Below are 14,009 nucleotides of genomic sequence, written 5' to 3' on the forward strand. Positions count from 1 at the left end.
CCAAAGAGAAACGCTGCGTGCTTGTACTTATTTTGAAATGGCAATGAGGAGCGTTGCTAGCCCCGACAGCCCGCCTAAAAAGGCGAATAGTGGACTGGCATCGGCCAGGGCCTCATAGAAGGGCCGACGAATGGGTTCTACGTACACGATGTCGTTGGGCTCTACCTGCAAATTGGCGCGCCGCATTCCATCGATGGTAGTCAAATCGATAATTTGAACCTGCGGGTTTTTCAAACTACCCCGAATCAAGCGAATGTTATCAGCCCGCCCGGCCTGGCCATTGCCGCTGGTAGGCCCTACAAAGCCACCCGAAATGCCGCCCGCCTGGGCTAGCACTTCCAGCAGGTTCATGTTGTCGTTGAACATCTGAATCACGCGGGCCCCACCTGTGGTAGCCCCCAATACAATGATGCGGTTATTGGTGACGCGAGTGGTTACGAAAACATCTTTGTAGAACTCAGTATACCGAATCTGCAAGAGGCTATCAGCCTGGAGCAGGGTCAGACCGGCTAACTTGACGTAGTCGACCATGGGTAGCTTCACGATACCATCGTGTTGAACCAGAAACTCATTGAGACCCTGCTGCTGCCCATTTTGCTGCTGCCCTTGCTGTTGCCCCTGCAAACCTTGCTGACCACCAGCCCGTTGGCGAGAAAAGCCGCCACCACCCGTGTTGTTTCCGGCCGGCGAGCCGAAAAACAACTCGCCATTCGGGTCGAGGATACGCTCACCTTTGTTGGTGTACACCCGCACCTCGAGGTAGTCGTTGGGCTGGATGATGTAGTTGCGTTCGGCCCGGTTTACTACGTCGCGCAGCCGCGCAGTATCCAGGCGCCCGGCTCCATCAGTACGAAACAGGATGTTTTGCTGCCGCACCCGGGAGGTAGTGCAGGAGAAAGTAAGCAGTACTATCGGCAAACACAGCATCCAGAGACGCAACAGGTGGTAACAAGTGGGTCGGTTCATGCAAGCCGGGACAACCGGATTCGGTGGTAAAAAATTTAGGAAACAAATCTGCGCGGGCAGTATTTCCCTAAAAAACCATCAAAGAAACCGAATTAGTGCCCCTTTCAAAATTCACTACCCTTAGCCTTGGTCTGGCCCTGGCTTGTACGCCAGTAAAATCCTACTTTCGCGGACCCAAATTTTGCTCGGATGGGTTATGCCTGTCCATTCTTACCTCCCACCCTACCCTTACTACTATGGAACTGGTCGCTACTGAAAACCAGACGATGATTGCCCAGATGGTGCGCGACTTCGGAGCTCAACATATCAAGCCCCACATGATGCGCTGGGACGAAACCCAGGAGTTCCCGGCGGAAGTATTTCACAAGCTGGGCGAGCTGGGCCTAATGGGCGTACTGGTGCCCCAGGAGTATGGTGGTGCCGGCTTCGGATACGTGGAGTACGTAACGGCTATTGCGGAGCTGGCCAAGATTGACGGCAGCATTGGCCTGAGCATGGCCGCCCACAACTCCCTGTGCACCGGCCACATTCTGCAGCATGCTTCCGAGGAGCAGAAGCACAAGTACCTACCCAAGCTGGCTTCCGGCGAGTGGATCGGGGCCTGGGGCCTGACCGAGCCGAACACGGGTTCGGACGCGGGTAACATGCGTACCGTGGCCGTGGCCGATGGAGATGATTACATCCTGAATGGCGCCAAAAACTTTATTACCCACGGTAAAACTGGCAACGTGGCCGTGGTTATTGCCCGCACCGGCGAGGTAGGCGACTCCCGCGGCATGACGGCTTTTATCATCGAGCGGGGCACGCCCGGCTTCGAGGCCGGCCGCAAGGAAGACAAGCTGGGTATGCGGGCTTCCGAAACCACCGAACTGATTTTTACCGACTGCCGTGTGCCGAAGGAAAATGTAATCGGGCAGGTAGGCGACGGGTTTGTGCAGGCCTTAAAAGTGCTGGATGGCGGCCGCATCAGCATTGCAGCTCTGAGCCTGGGTATTGCCCAGGGCGCTTACGAGGCGGCGTTGCAATACTCTAAAGAGCGCCAGCAGTTCAACCAGCCCATCAGCAATTTCCAGGGCATCAGCTTTAAGCTGGCTGACATGGCCACGGAAATCGAGGCGGCTTCCTTGCTCACCTACCGCGCCGCTGATATGAAGGACCGCGGCCTGAACGTGAACCTGGAATCAGCCATGGCTAAGCTCTATGCTTCGGAAGTTTCGGTTCGGGTAGCCAATGAAGGCGTGCAGATTTTCGGGGGCTACGGCTACACCAAAGATTACCCCGCCGAGAAGTACTACCGCGACGCCAAGCTGTGCACCATTGGCGAAGGAACTTCTGAAATTCAGAAGCTCGTAATTGCTCGGGCCCTGCTGAAATAACGTTTTGTCGTTGGCAGTTTTGCGACTGATTTTGCGTTGTGTAGCCTTTCGGCGGGCTATTTCCTACAAAATCAGCGTAATCATTTTCAAATCTGCTGAATCTGTGGTTATCTTTGCGGCCCCTTCAATCCGGGTTTCTAAGTCACTGAACATATGATCATCGTCCAAATCAAAGAAAACGAGTCGGTTGACCGTGCGCTGAAGCGCTTCAAGAAGAAATTTGAGCGCACCGGCGTTCTGAAAGAGTTGCGTCGTCGCACTTTCTTCCAGAAGCCGTCCATCACCAACCGCAAGCAGAAGCAGAAGGCCATCTACAAGCTGGCTACCTACGGCCCCGACGCCGCCGAGTAGTCGTCTGCCCCTGCTCTTGTCAGGACGAAAAAACCGGCTGATTCACTCGCTTAGCGTGAATCAGCTGGTTTTTTCGCGTCCGGGCTATTTCGTTTTTTTCTCCCTTGAATTCCATACATTGGTTGTCCGGCCCTGGCGGCTGGCCCCTGCTATATGGAATTGTTTTTTGACTATTTACGGTTTGAGCGGCGTTACAGCCCACACACGGTGCTTTCGTACCAGACCGATTTACGGCAGTTTGCCGAGTTTTTGTCCGGCACTTACGAACTGACCGACCCTACCCAGGCCGACCACACGCTGATTCGCTCCTGGGTAGTGGAGCTGATGCAAAAGCAGCAAGATCCGCGCACGGTGAACCGCAAAATTGCCTGCCTGCGCTCCTACTTCAAGTACTTACTTCGTACGGGAGTTATTCAGAAGAACCCGATGCTGCGCATCACCTCGCCTAAAGTGGCGAAAAAGCTACCCGATTTCGTGCCGGAGGAATCCCTGAATGGGCTGCTCAACTCTTTTGAGTTTCCCGACACGTTTGCCGGCGTGCGCGACCAACTGGTGTTGGAACTGCTGTACGGCACTGGCATTCGGCTCTCGGAACTGATTGGTATTGGGGCCGATGACCTCAACCTGGCTGGCCGAACGGTGCGGGTAACGGGCAAGGGTAATAAGCAGCGCGTGGTGCCGCTAAACCCCACGCTGCTGCTCGTGTTGAGCCGCTATATAGAATTTAAGCAACGTGAATTTGCCCCGGAGAGCAACGCCCGGGGGCCCTCCTCGTTACGGACAAGGGAGAGCCGCTCTACGAAAAGTTTGTGTACCGGACCGTGAAGCACTATCTGAGCCAGATAACTACTGCTTCCGGCCAGCAGCATCCGCACGTGCTTCGTCATTCCTTTGCTACCCATCTGCTGGGCAAAGGAGCTGATTTGAACGCCATTAAGGAGCTGCTCGGGCACGCTAGTCTGGCGGCTACCCAGGTGTACACCCACCTGAGTATTGACAAGCTAAAATCCGTATTTGACAAGGCCCACCCCAAGGCCTGATTTTTCCTTTTACCCTTAACCCCACTCCCGATGAAAGTACAGATGCAATCGGTGCACTTCGATGCCGACCAAAAACTGCTTGACTTCATCCAGAAGCGCCTCGATAAACTCGAAACCTTCTATGACCGCGTGATTGAAGGAGAAGTGATTCTTCGCCTGAATAACAAAGACGGGATAAACAATAAAACAGTAGAAATTAAGCTGCACGTGCCCGGCACTACCCTGTTCTCGCAGGAAGATGCCGGTACCTTCGAAGCGGCCACTGATGCTGCCGCCGAAAACCTGAAGCGGCAGATTACTAAGTATAAGGAGAAGCTAGTTAGCCACTGATTTTTGCGAGCTGTTAGCAGTTGACTAACGGCTAACAGCTTTCGTGTTAAGAAAAAAGCCCCACCTGAATTCATCAGGTGGGGCTTTTTTGTACATGGCCAGCAATAAATAGCCAGTATGAACAACTAAGATTTACAGACCAAACTCTGCCTTGATCTTATCAACATAGTCGAGCTTTTCCCAGGTGAACGTTTCCACCGTTTTGGTCGAGCCATCAGCCTGCTGGACCTGCTTGGTGCCCGGTTGCCGGCCCATGTGGCCATAGGCCGCCGATTCGACGAAGATGGGGTTTTGCAGACCCAGGCGCTGTACAATGGCGTAAGGGCGCAGGTCGAAGAGGCGTTGCACCTTCTCGGCAATTTCACCATCGGTGAGCGAGTGGCCGAACGAGCCCGTGGCTTTGGTGGTGCCGTACGTGGTTACAAATACGCCAACCGGCTCGGCCACACCGATGGCGTAAGCTACCTGCACCAGCACTTGGTCGGCCACGCCGGCGGCTACCAGGTTTTTAGCAATGTGCCGGGCCGCGTACGCCGCGGAGCGGTCTACCTTCGAGGAATCCTTACCCGAAAAGGCCCCGCCACCGTGGGCTCCTTTGCCGCCGTAAGTGTCCACAATGATTTTGCGGCCCGTGAGGCCAGAGTCGCCGTGAGGACCACCAATGACGAACTTACCGGTGGGGTTGATGTGATAGGTGATGTCCGACGTGAACAGAGCCTGCACTTCTTCCCCGAGCTGAGCCTTCACGCGGGGCACCAGAATGGTCTTAATATCTTGCTCAATCTGGCTGAGCATGGCCTGCTCGTCCTGGTCGAACTCATCGTGCTGGGTGCTCACCACAATGGTTTCGATGGCTTCGGGCGTATTGTCGTCGTTGTAGCGAATGGTTACCTGGCTTTTGGCATCGGGGCGCAGGTAGGTCATTTCCTGGCCAGCCTTACGAATGGCCGACAGCTCGCGCAGCAGGCGGTGCGACAGGTCGAGGGCCAGGGGCATGTAGTTCTCGGTTTCGCGGGTAGCGTAGCCGAACATCATACCTTGGTCGCCGGCGCCCTGCTCCTCGGGCTTGGCGCGCTCCACTCCTTGGTTGATATCGGCCGACTGCTCGTGCAGGCGGTTCATTACCTCGCAGGTGTCGGCGTTAAACAGGTACTCGGGCTTGTTGTAGCCAATGCGGCGAATCACCTCCCGAATAATAGGCTCCGCTTCTACGTGGGCCGTCGACTTAATTTCACCGGCCACCAGGGCGAAGTCGGTGGTAACCAGGGTTTCGCAGGCCACTTTGGCGGTCGGGTCCTGCCGCAGATATTCGTCGAGGATGGCGTCAGAAATCTGGTCGGCTACTTTATCAGGGTGGCCTTCCGAAACAGATTCGGAGGTGAACAGGTAGGGCATCAGCTTGTAAGGTAGGAGTACGCAAGGGGCCGGCAGCCCCTGCCCAAGCCGGGCTGTACTGCCGGACAAGGGCTGCAAAGCTACAAGTTTTCTACGTGGCTGAGCGGGTGAACTTCCAAATAGAGCGGGGACTAACAAGCCGCCCGGCCTTTTACGCTTGAGGTTAACTCAACCGGTGACGTTGCGTTTAGGGACATATTCTCTCCACCTCTGGCTTGTTTCTTATGCACCACCTTCGGCTTCTTACGCTAATACTTTTTACGTTTCTGACTTCGAGCGCCCATGCCCAGCGGGCGTCCTCGCCCTACCACACCCGCTTCGGGGTAGATGCTCCCGTGACCGTAGGCCTGCTCGGGTGAATGCGCTGGGCCTGAGCCTGGCCAAAAGCAAGGACGGGTTGACTGACGCCGAAGCCCTGGCCCTGGACCGCCGCGACGTGAACCGCTTCGACCGCTTTGCCGCCGGCAACTCCAGCGCCACGGCCAAGCGCATCAGCGACTATCCGTTTTACGCCTCCTTTGCTGCCGCGCCCTTGCTCATGGTAGCCGATGGGGGTGTGCGCCAGAAGTTTGGGCAGATTGGGGGCTTATATATCCAGACCATGGCTACCACCGGGGCCCTGTTCACGATGGCAACGGGGCTGGTGGAACGTAGCCGGCCCTTGGCCTACAACGCGGGGCTCGACCTTTCGGACCGCACCAGCCGCAACTCCACCAACTCGTTTTTCGCCGGTCACACGGCCGCAACGGCCTCGGCTACCTTCTTCGCTGCCAAGGTATTCCATGACTTTCACCCCGACTCGCCGGCTCGGCCGTTTGTGTGGGCGGGCGCAGCGGCCGTACCGGCAGCCGTTGGCTACCTGCGGCTAAAAGCCGGCAAGCACTTCCTCTCCGACAACCTCCTGGGCTATGCTGTGGGAGCGGGAGCGGGCATTCTGGTGCCCCAGCTGCACAAGAGCAGCGGCGGCCGGATGAGCGTGGTTCCCATTCAGGGGCTCAACAGCAACGGCCACGCCTACGGCGGTTTGTTGCTAACGCGGCAACTGTAACAGCTACTATGTAGCGGGCAAGCAGCTCCTTAATTCTGCCGACCTGCGCTTGCTATTCTACGCGGGGTTCTCGTCTTCCTATACATCTAACGCACCCGTTAGTGTTTAACAGGGCGCGGTGGATGTATAAACTAGTAGTACAACTCCTCAGGAAAACGGACCATAGGACACGACTTGCCACATGTGCCAGCCCAGCGCCACGCCCACAAGTACCCAGACTGACCACCTCGGCAACCGCGGCGGCAGCAGAATTACCCACAAGCACAGGAGCAACGGCACTAGAATAAACGTGAGTCGGGGCTGGTAGTAGCCCAGCACTGCAAAGAAGCTGGTAAACAGCGCCAGCAACCCAACCACCGCAGACAACGCTTGCCACCTAACCGGCCATTGGTAGTATCGCCACAAGCCTAGCAACCCCAGCACTAGCCCAGCAAATAGCCCTACGGCGGGCAGCGTCTTCAGAAACCGACGAGCGTATTGAGCAGCCAGGGACGCAAACTCGGGCCAGGGCCGACGGAAGGCATCCAGCAGCCAGACCAGTTGGTGGTAGGCCTTGGCTTCATGGTTGTAATACGTTACGCCAAGCAACCGCAGCAGCCCAATCCAGAGTAGGGTAGGCAACAGGAATAATAGCGCCATTCCCAGCCAGCTACCCAACAAACGAGCTGGAAGCAGGGGGCGGTTTTGCTGCCAAAAGCCGCAGAGCAGGCACGGCAGCACCAGCACAAAGCTACCGTACACCAACGCCAGCAGGCCCGTCAGGAAGGCCCAGGCCGCTACTCGGCGCGGACGCTGTAAGTCGGGCCGGGTTGATTGCAAGAGTAGCCACACGCAGAACAGCGGCACCAGAAACGTGAACATCTGTTGGTGCACCGTCCAGAAAAAGGCCTTCGTAACCTGATTGGAGGCGAAGAACACCAGCAAGGCTCCCAGCAACAGTTCGTTGCCCTGCCCATCCGTCAGGCAGTAGTACAGGTGGACAAACAGCAACATGCTCGCTAGCAACACCACGTAGTTCAGCAGTACGTAGCCGATGTAGAAACCCAGCAAGGGTTGGTACTTGGACGGTAGGCGCTGCATTACTTGCTTCGGCAGTAACCCACTAGCAGTCAAGGCCTCCAGCAGCCACGTACACGGGTAGCCTACGGCAGCACCCACCAGAATAAACAACGGCCGGGACTGCCGAACTTCCTGGGGCTCCAGCAAGTGCGCCAGGTGTCGGGCGTCTTCCATGTACACAAACCCGTCGCAGTTGGCGGTGAAGCCGGCAAAGGAGGTTAGGTGCAGGTAGGTGCCGCAGTACTCGGCCTCGGTTCGGGGCGCCGGCGAGAACAGAAACGATACGGCAGCCAGCAGAATCAGCCCGGTACAGTAGGCGGCCCGCCGGAGCAGCCGCCGCAACGACGTTGTCATTGCCGCTACTGCCCGCTGGTGGTTTTAGGGCCCGAGTTACCCGAGTTCAGATTGGTTTCGAACAGCTTAAGAATGCGCTTGTATTCGTCGGTCCAGGAGCTGGGTTCCACGAAGCCGTGGTCCTCGACGGGGTACACGGCCAGCTCCCAATTGTCCTTTTTCAGCTCGATCAGGCGCTGCGACAAGCGTACAATGTCCTGAAAATGCACGTTGGTATCGACCATGCCGTGGCACATGAGCAGGTGCCCTTTCAGGCCAGCGGCGTAGTTGATGGGCGAGGACCGGGCGTAGGCCAGGGAGTCGTTGTAGGGCTCGTTGAGAATGTTGTCGGTGTAGCCGTGGTTGTAGTGGGCCCAGTCCGTGACGGAGCGCAGGGCCGCGCCGGCCTGGAATACGTCGGGCTGGGTGAACATGGCCATCAGGGTGATGAAGCCGCCGTAGGAGCCGCCGTAAATGCCAATGCGCTGGGGGCTGACCCCATACTTGTCGGTGAGCAGCTTGGCGCCGTCTACTTGGTCGGTGAGGTCTTTGCCACCCATGTAGCGATAGATGCCCGTGCGCACGTCACGGCCATAGCCGGCGGAGCCGCGGTAATCAATGTCCAGCACCGTGTAGCCTTTGTCAGCCAGCAGGTTATGAAACATGTACTCGCGGAAGTAGGTGCTCCACCACTTGTGCGCGTTCTGGAGGTAGCCGGCCCCGTGCACAAATATCACAGCCGGACCCTGGGCCACGGCATTAGCCGGGCGGTAAAGGCGGGCATACACATCGGCTCCGTCGCGGGCTTTGTAGCTGATAACTTCGGGGGCGCGCCAGGGGTAGCTTTCAAACTCAGGGGTAGTGCTGTGGGTAAGCTGGCGCATCTTGGCGCCGGGCTTGTTATCCATCAGAAACAGCTCCCAGGGCTTGTTGGACGCGCTGTAGCGCACAGCCAGCGTCTTCTCATCGGGCGACAACGTAACTTCATTGGCCCCGGAGCGGGTAGTAATTTGCGTCAGCGCACCGCCTTCCAAGGGCATGCGGAAAAAGTGCTGCTCGCCGGGGTGGGTTTTGTTGGCCGTCAGGTACCAGGTTTTCCGGTCGCGGCTGAGCTGGGCCTTCTGCACTTCCCAACGGCCGCTGGTCAGGGCTTTCTTCTGGCCCGAGGTTATGTCGGCGGTGTATAAGTGGCTGAAGCCGGATTCCTCGCTCTGGAACCAGATGCGGCGGTTACCGGGCAGCCAGCCCACATTGCCCTCGTTGTAACCAATGCCGGGGCCGTTAATCCAGGCGTCATCGTGCTGGCGGTCCAAGAGGCGGATTTTCTGCGTGGCCGGGTCCAGGGCCACAATCCACCGGTCCTTGTTATCGGTGCTGCGAATGACGAGAAAGGCGTGCTGCCCGTTATCGGACCAGAAAGGCCCAAACGGAATAACGCGGCGCACTTCGGTGGCGGGCTTGTCCTTTTTCGCGGTATCCTTGGCCGTGTCGGCGGGGGTAGGCGCTTTGGCTCGCAGCTGGTACTCTTTGCGGTAGGCGGGCTGTTCGTCCAGGCCCTGTAACTCCTTATAGCCGAGCACAAACGTAGTATCCCGCCCGATATCGTACAGGCCCAGCTGGTAGGCGGTTTGGGCCGCGCCTACCTTGGTGCGGGTGCTAATGTCTTCGGTGAAGCCCGAGGCCGTGACGAAGTTGGGCACCAGGGCCACTTTTTCAGCGGCCGGCTCTTGCACCAGCGTGTAGGTAACGTAGCGGCCATCGGGAGCCAGGCGCAGGTTTTGCACCGTTTGCTGGCCCAGCCAAATGGCCTTGGGCCGCAGCTTGGCCAGGGCCTTTTGCTGGCGCTGCCGGGCCTTGGCGTCCTGGTCTTTGCCCCGCAGCACCTCAAACAACGCCAGCTGCTGGGCCCGTAGGAACTTCTCCGATTTATCCGTGGGCTCGCCCGAGGTAGGCCGGTTGCCGCGGCGGAAGTCCGTGCGCTGGGTGGTTTCGCCGGTGGCTGGGTCCCAGGTAAACAGGTTGCCGGCCCGGGTGTAGCTGATGACGCGACCCAGCAGGGCAAACTGCGGGTCGGTTTCCCGCTCCGCCGTGTTGGTTACGCGCCGTACCCGCTGCGTTTTTAGGTCGAGCAGGTAGATGTCGCCCTCCCGTTCGTACACTTTGCGGGTGTAGCGCTGGTCGTACTCTCCGTTGGTGGTAGGCAGAGCCTGCTGCTCCCGCAAACTCACCTTGCGCGGGGCACCACCCGCCAGCGGCAGCCGGTAGAGCGAGTCGCGGCGGGCTTTTTCGGGGTTCCAATTAAAGTAAATGGTTTTGCCATCCTCGGCCCAGGAGATATTACTCGGCGAGTTGCCCAGCCACTGGGCCGGGTCGCGCATGATTTTCTCGACGGTCAGTGGGGCGAGCCCGGCAGTAGACGGAGCGGGAGTCTGGGCCAAGGCCGGGGCCGCAACAACCAGCAGCAGCCCCAATAGGCGTAGTTTGTGCATCAACAAAGCTACAATTCAAAGTGAGAGATTGGCTTACAGACACGATTAGCCACCAAGTGTTGCTAGCTGCTCCAATCAACTCTACTTTTAACTGCTCATCTACTTCGATAAGGCCGACTTTTCATGCCGCCGTCTCGCTAAATTCTAGTGGGAGAGGTCCGCGTTTTTACTTTTTCAATGAAGAAGCTCTTTCTACTCTGTCCCGCGCTGCTGCTTAGCAGCTGGCCACTGCTAACCCAGGCCCAAGGTGTGCGTTTGGGGCTAAAAGCGGGCGTCAACTATAGTAGCGTCACCTCGCCTGGCTATAAAGGCCCAACGCGCCGGTTCGGACCGGTAGCGGGCGTGTTTGCCCAACTGCCGCTGTCCTCCGACGGTTTTTTGCTGGTACAACCAGAACTTCTGTATTCAGCCAAGGGCTCACAAAGTACCTATATCAATGGCACCTTTGCCTCCCGTTTGCACTACCTAGATGTGCCGGTGCTGGCGAAAATTAACGTCAATGGTCTATTCTTCGAGCTTGGGCCGCAAGTCAGCTTTCTAGCTGCCGCTCGCTACGAAACTTCCACTGGCACCTCCACTAGTGTGCGCGGCTCCAACCGGGTAGGGGCAGGTGGTGCGGCTGGCGTTGGGTACCAACTATCCATGGGCCTAGGGCTCACGCTACGTTACACCCATGACCTCACGCGCCTCTACTCCCTAGGCCCACGCAATACCGTGTTCCAAGCGCAGGCGAGTTACCTGTTGGGCAATAAACAGCAGTAGTACAGGCCTATAGTGTTCGTAGCTCATGCGCCAAATTCCGCCGGGCCTGGGCGTCGAGCCGTTCCCGGAAGGCGGGTGTGTGGTAGAGAGTAGCAGTTGAGAGCAGCTTTTCCAGCACCTTGCGGCGGCCGCGGCGGTACATGAAGTCGGGAACGAGGCGGTACTCCTGGCGCACCTGACGGGCATATTGCCAGTAGTCGGCCTCGGGCGCACCGAGGATTTGCAGGTCGGCATCCAGGAAAAGCAGCAGGTCGGAGTCGGTGGCGGGTTGGGGCTGGGTGTGGTCTTTTGTGCGCCCAATCAGAAAAGCCACGCGCTGACGGCGCTCCACTGATAGGGTAGTGTGCTGCAGGAACTCCAGGGCCAAGTCGGCGCTCCGGGCCTCGTTATCGGCGCGCAGGGGGTTGTATACTGCGTCGTGAAACCAGATGGCTAGCTGCACCACCGGCATATCCTGCACTACACCAGCGTGCTGATCCACGGCATCCAGCAGGGCGCGCACATGGGGTAGGGCGTGGTAATGCCTATCGGAGGCGGTGTAGGCGCTTTCCAGGTGCTGAAACGCGGCCGTGCGCCGAGCTTCGTCAGGCAGCAAAGGGGTAGTGAGGCGGTGCCAGCGGGCAGCCAGAGTGGTATTCATACGTGGCAACTAACGCGGATCAAAGGGAGAAATTCGGCGCTACCAGGTAGAAAGTGAAGCCGACCGATACCTAGCTAGTAACGACCCATTGGCGGTGCGCAAATGAAACAGCAGGAATCCTCCTTCCAATGGCGGGCGGCGCTGGTTTAGTTAGCCGTGGGAGCACCGTAGGGGTTCGGGCGGCGCACTTCCATGTAGCGCTCCGGGTTTGCCAGGGGCTGGAAACCGAACTGCTCGTACAAGCCGTGGGCATCCAGGGTTGCTAGCATCTGCCGGCGCACGTTGCACAGGTCGGGGTGGCTCCATACCTGCTGCATCAGCTGCTTGCCAATGCCCTGGCCCTGCTGCTCGGGCAGCACGAACACGTCGCAGAGCCAGGCGAAGGTAGCCCGGTCGGTGATGACGCGGGCAAAGGCTACCTGGGCCCCATCCGGAGCGTACACGCCGAAGCAGAGCGAATTAGCAATGGCTCGCTCCACCGTTTCGCGCGGGATGTTGGTGGCCCAGTAGGAGCTTTCGGCTAAGTAACGGTGAATCAGGGGTATGTCTAGAAGGGCCGGATCGGTGCTGATGGTGTACATGGGGCCAAAAGTTGAGGGTAAGCGGCAGTGGTAAGAAGTCAACCCGGTGGGGATGCTTGCCAAGAACGGTGGTTCCCACAAAACTACCAGTGCCCCTCATCCAAAAGCTGCTCCATTTCGTTAGCTTACTGGATCTACTTAACCCTTTAACTCACTGGCTATGAAACACCTGAACTCGCTTATCTTGGGTAGCCTTTTGCTTGGCACGGGAGCTAGGGCCCAAACGGCTCCTGCCCTGACTACGTTTCCGGTAGGCGCTACCACGGTTACGGTTTCGGCCCTGACGACGGGCCTGCAGGTGCCCTGGGAGCTGGTGTGGGGGCCCGATAATTTTATCTGGATGACGGAGCGCGGCGGCCGCATCAGCCGCGTCGACCCAAACTCGGGCCAGGTGACGCCGCTTATTACGTTGCCCGACGTGGCGACTTCCTCGGAAGGCGGTTTGTTGGGCATGGTCCTGCACCCCGATTTCACCACGTCGCCCTATGTGTACGTGGTGTACAACTACAACGATACTGGCTACAAAGAGAAGCTAGTGCGCCTCACGTACGCCAACGGCACACTGGGTAGCCCCGTGGTGCTGCTCGGCGACATTCCGGCCGTGAGCACGCACAGCGGTTCCCGCCTGCTCATCTTACCCGACCGGACCCTGCTCATGACCACCGGCGACGCCCAGGACCGCCCTTCGGCCCAGAACCGTAGCTCTCCCAACGGTAAAATCCTGCGCCTAAACCTGGACGGCACCATTCCGGCCGATAATCCGGTAACCGGCAACCGCAGCTACTCGTTCGGGCACCGCAACCCGCAAGGGTTGGTACGGGCCTCCAATGGCCGTATTTACAGCTCTGAGCACGGCGAAAATGCCGAAGATGAAGTCAACATCATTGAAGCGAATGCCAATTACGGCTGGCCCACGGTGGAAGGACTCTGCAACTTGGCGGCGGAGCAGGCTTTCTGCACGACCAACAATGTGCGGCAGCCTATCTTCACCTGGGCTCCTACCGTGGGCGTGGCCGGCCTCACCTACTACGACCACCCCGCCATTCCGGGCTGGCGTAATAGCCTGCTGGCCGCCACGCTACGCGGCAACAAGCTCACCCAGATTCCGCTGGATGCGGCCGGCACGACGGCCGGTACCGGCGCGTTCACCCTGACTTCCTTCGGGCGGCTGCGGGCCATTTGCGTCTCGCCGGCGGGGCGAGTGTACGTGGGCACCAGCAACCGCGACGGCCGAGCCACGCCGGGCACCAACGACGACCAGATTCTGGTGCTGGAAAATAGGGCGTTTGTGCCTACGGCTACCACTGCCAGCCGCAACAGCCAGCTGCGCCTCTGGCCCAACCCCGCCAGCCGCACCATTACGCTCCAACTCCCGAACCCTGCTACTACTGCCGCCACGGTCCACATCCACGATGCGCTTGGCCGAGCAGTACGCACTGCCCAGTTTGCCGCCGGCCAGTCCAGCCTCTCCCTATCCCTGCACGGTTTACAGCCAGGCTTCTACTCCGTAAAAACGGCAGCAGGTACGCAGCGGTTAGTAATAGAGTAGTGAGGTGGTGAAATAGTGAAATGGTGAGTAGTGCTTGATTGTCGACTAAATAAGTTAAACCCGTCTGTCATCCTAAGCGCAGTCGAAGCA

The 14,009-nt window shown here is 58.4% G+C and carries 15 protein-coding genes; 9 read left to right on the forward strand and 6 right to left on the reverse strand.

What is annotated here, in order from left to right:
• Nucleotides 1-27: 27 nt before the first annotated feature.
• Entirely contained in the window at nt 28-966 is a 939-nt protein-coding gene (locus MUN84_RS08630; RefSeq protein WP_244697524.1) for a polysaccharide biosynthesis/export family protein, read from the reverse strand.
• 236 nt (nt 967-1,202) lie between these two features.
• Between MUN84_RS08630 and MUN84_RS08635 the strand changes: the two genes are divergently transcribed.
• The 5 genes from MUN84_RS08635 to hpf all read left to right on the forward strand — a co-directional run bounded on the left by MUN84_RS08635 (nt 1,203) and on the right by hpf (nt 4,063).
• Complete coding sequence (locus MUN84_RS08635) at nt 1,203-2,342, forward strand: acyl-CoA dehydrogenase (protein WP_244697525.1); 1,140 nt, start codon at nt 1,203-1,205, stop codon at nt 2,340-2,342.
• Between the two features lie 153 nt (nt 2,343-2,495).
• The gene (rpsU, locus tag MUN84_RS08640; protein WP_188555950.1) at nt 2,496-2,693 is read left to right on the forward strand and encodes a 30S ribosomal protein S21; all 198 of its coding nucleotides are present in this window, start codon (nt 2,496-2,498) and stop codon (nt 2,691-2,693) included.
• 153 nt (nt 2,694-2,846) lie between these two features.
• The gene (locus tag MUN84_RS08645; protein WP_317239153.1) at nt 2,847-3,518 is read left to right on the forward strand and encodes a site-specific integrase; all 672 of its coding nucleotides are present in this window, start codon (nt 2,847-2,849) and stop codon (nt 3,516-3,518) included.
• Nucleotides 3,503-3,733 (forward strand): tyrosine-type recombinase/integrase, encoded by a 231-nt coding sequence (locus tag MUN84_RS23700; RefSeq protein WP_410780079.1) that lies wholly within the window; start codon nt 3,503-3,505, stop codon nt 3,731-3,733. Before MUN84_RS08645 ends, MUN84_RS23700 begins: the two co-directional genes overlap by 16 nt.
• 30 nt (nt 3,734-3,763) lie before the next feature.
• Nucleotides 3,764-4,063 carry a ribosome hibernation-promoting factor, HPF/YfiA family gene (gene hpf, locus MUN84_RS08650; RefSeq protein WP_188555948.1) on the forward strand — a complete coding sequence of 100 codons (300 nt, stop codon included), beginning with the start codon at nt 3,764-3,766 and terminating at the stop codon, nt 4,061-4,063.
• Between the two features lie 132 nt (nt 4,064-4,195).
• Here hpf and metK read toward each other — a convergent pair whose 3' ends face one another.
• Nucleotides 4,196-5,458 carry a methionine adenosyltransferase gene (gene metK, locus MUN84_RS08655; protein ID WP_244697529.1) on the reverse strand — a complete coding sequence of 421 codons (1,263 nt, stop codon included), beginning with the start codon at nt 5,456-5,458 and terminating at the stop codon, nt 4,196-4,198.
• Between the two features lie 224 nt (nt 5,459-5,682).
• On the opposite strand from metK, the gene MUN84_RS22915 reads away from it, so the two are divergent.
• The gene (locus tag MUN84_RS22915; protein WP_262920680.1) at nt 5,683-5,817 is read left to right on the forward strand and encodes a hypothetical protein; all 135 of its coding nucleotides are present in this window, start codon (nt 5,683-5,685) and stop codon (nt 5,815-5,817) included.
• Complete coding sequence (locus tag MUN84_RS08660; protein WP_244697531.1) at nt 5,814-6,506, forward strand: phosphatase PAP2 family protein; 693 nt, start codon at nt 5,814-5,816, stop codon at nt 6,504-6,506. The genes MUN84_RS22915 and MUN84_RS08660 overlap by 4 nt, the downstream gene beginning before the upstream one ends.
• 147 nt (nt 6,507-6,653) lie before the next feature.
• On the opposite strand, the gene MUN84_RS08665 is transcribed toward MUN84_RS08660, so the two are convergent.
• Together MUN84_RS08665 and MUN84_RS08670 are read right to left on the reverse strand one after the other, a co-directional pair.
• Complete coding sequence (locus tag MUN84_RS08665; RefSeq protein ID WP_244697532.1) at nt 6,654-7,919, reverse strand: hypothetical protein; 1,266 nt, start codon at nt 7,917-7,919, stop codon at nt 6,654-6,656.
• A 5-nt stretch (nt 7,920-7,924) separates the two neighbouring features.
• Nucleotides 7,925-10,387, reverse strand: a complete 2,463-nt coding sequence (locus MUN84_RS08670; RefSeq protein WP_244698754.1) for a prolyl oligopeptidase family serine peptidase — start codon at nt 10,385-10,387, stop codon at nt 7,925-7,927.
• Nucleotides 10,388-10,564: 177 nt separating this feature from the next.
• On the opposite strand from MUN84_RS08670, the gene MUN84_RS08675 reads away from it, so the two are divergent.
• Nucleotides 10,565-11,149, forward strand: coding sequence for a porin family protein (locus tag MUN84_RS08675; protein WP_244697533.1), 585 nt, complete (start codon nt 10,565-10,567; stop codon nt 11,147-11,149).
• A gap of 7 nt (nt 11,150-11,156) precedes the next feature.
• Here the strand turns inward: MUN84_RS08675 and MUN84_RS08680 are convergent, their stop codons facing one another.
• On the reverse strand, nt 11,157-11,789 hold the full coding sequence (locus MUN84_RS08680; RefSeq protein ID WP_244697534.1) for a hypothetical protein: 633 nt from the start codon (nt 11,787-11,789) through the stop codon (nt 11,157-11,159).
• A 146-nt stretch (nt 11,790-11,935) separates the two neighbouring features.
• A complete protein-coding gene (locus MUN84_RS08685; protein WP_244697535.1) occupies nt 11,936-12,370 on the reverse strand; it encodes a GNAT family N-acetyltransferase in 435 nt (144 codons plus the stop codon).
• A 160-nt stretch (nt 12,371-12,530) separates the two neighbouring features.
• On the opposite strand from MUN84_RS08685, the gene MUN84_RS08690 reads away from it, so the two are divergent.
• The gene (locus tag MUN84_RS08690; RefSeq protein ID WP_244697536.1) at nt 12,531-13,919 is read left to right on the forward strand and encodes a PQQ-dependent sugar dehydrogenase; all 1,389 of its coding nucleotides are present in this window, start codon (nt 12,531-12,533) and stop codon (nt 13,917-13,919) included.
• The last annotated feature ends 90 nt before the right edge of the window (nt 13,920-14,009 follow it).

The sequence above is a fragment of the Hymenobacter sp. 5516J-16 genome, assembly GCF_022919335.1.
In the GTDB taxonomy this organism is placed as follows: Bacteria; Bacteroidota; Bacteroidia; order Cytophagales; family Hymenobacteraceae; genus Hymenobacter; species Hymenobacter sublimis.

Coding starts and splice junctions, on each gene's coding strand:
- MUN84_RS08680 (WP_244697534.1), bottom strand. CDS start 11,789: ATGAATACCACTCTGGCTGCCCGCTGGCACCGCCTCACTACCCCTTTG.
- MUN84_RS08685 (WP_244697535.1), bottom strand. CDS start 12,370: ATGTACACCATCAGCACCGATCCGGCCCTTCTAGACATACCCCTGATT.
- MUN84_RS08690 (WP_244697536.1), top strand. CDS start 12,531: ATGAAACACCTGAACTCGCTTATCTTGGGTAGCCTTTTGCTTGGCACG.
- MUN84_RS08665 (WP_244697532.1), bottom strand. CDS start 7,919: ATGACAACGTCGTTGCGGCGGCTGCTCCGGCGGGCCGCCTACTGTACC.
- metK (WP_244697529.1), bottom strand. CDS start 5,458: ATGCCCTACCTGTTCACCTCCGAATCTGTTTCGGAAGGCCACCCTGAT.
- MUN84_RS08670 (WP_244698754.1), bottom strand. CDS start 10,387: ATGCACAAACTACGCCTATTGGGGCTGCTGCTGGTTGTTGCGGCCCCG.
- rpsU (WP_188555950.1), top strand. CDS start 2,496: ATGATCATCGTCCAAATCAAAGAAAACGAGTCGGTTGACCGTGCGCTG.
- MUN84_RS08630 (WP_244697524.1), bottom strand. CDS start 966: ATGAACCGACCCACTTGTTACCACCTGTTGCGTCTCTGGATGCTGTGT.
- MUN84_RS08675 (WP_244697533.1), top strand. CDS start 10,565: ATGAAGAAGCTCTTTCTACTCTGTCCCGCGCTGCTGCTTAGCAGCTGG.
- hpf (WP_188555948.1), top strand. CDS start 3,764: ATGAAAGTACAGATGCAATCGGTGCACTTCGATGCCGACCAAAAACTG.
- MUN84_RS08645 (WP_317239153.1), top strand. CDS start 2,847: ATGGAATTGTTTTTTGACTATTTACGGTTTGAGCGGCGTTACAGCCCA.
- MUN84_RS08635 (WP_244697525.1), top strand. CDS start 1,203: ATGGAACTGGTCGCTACTGAAAACCAGACGATGATTGCCCAGATGGTG.
- MUN84_RS22915 (WP_262920680.1), top strand. CDS start 5,683: ATGCACCACCTTCGGCTTCTTACGCTAATACTTTTTACGTTTCTGACT.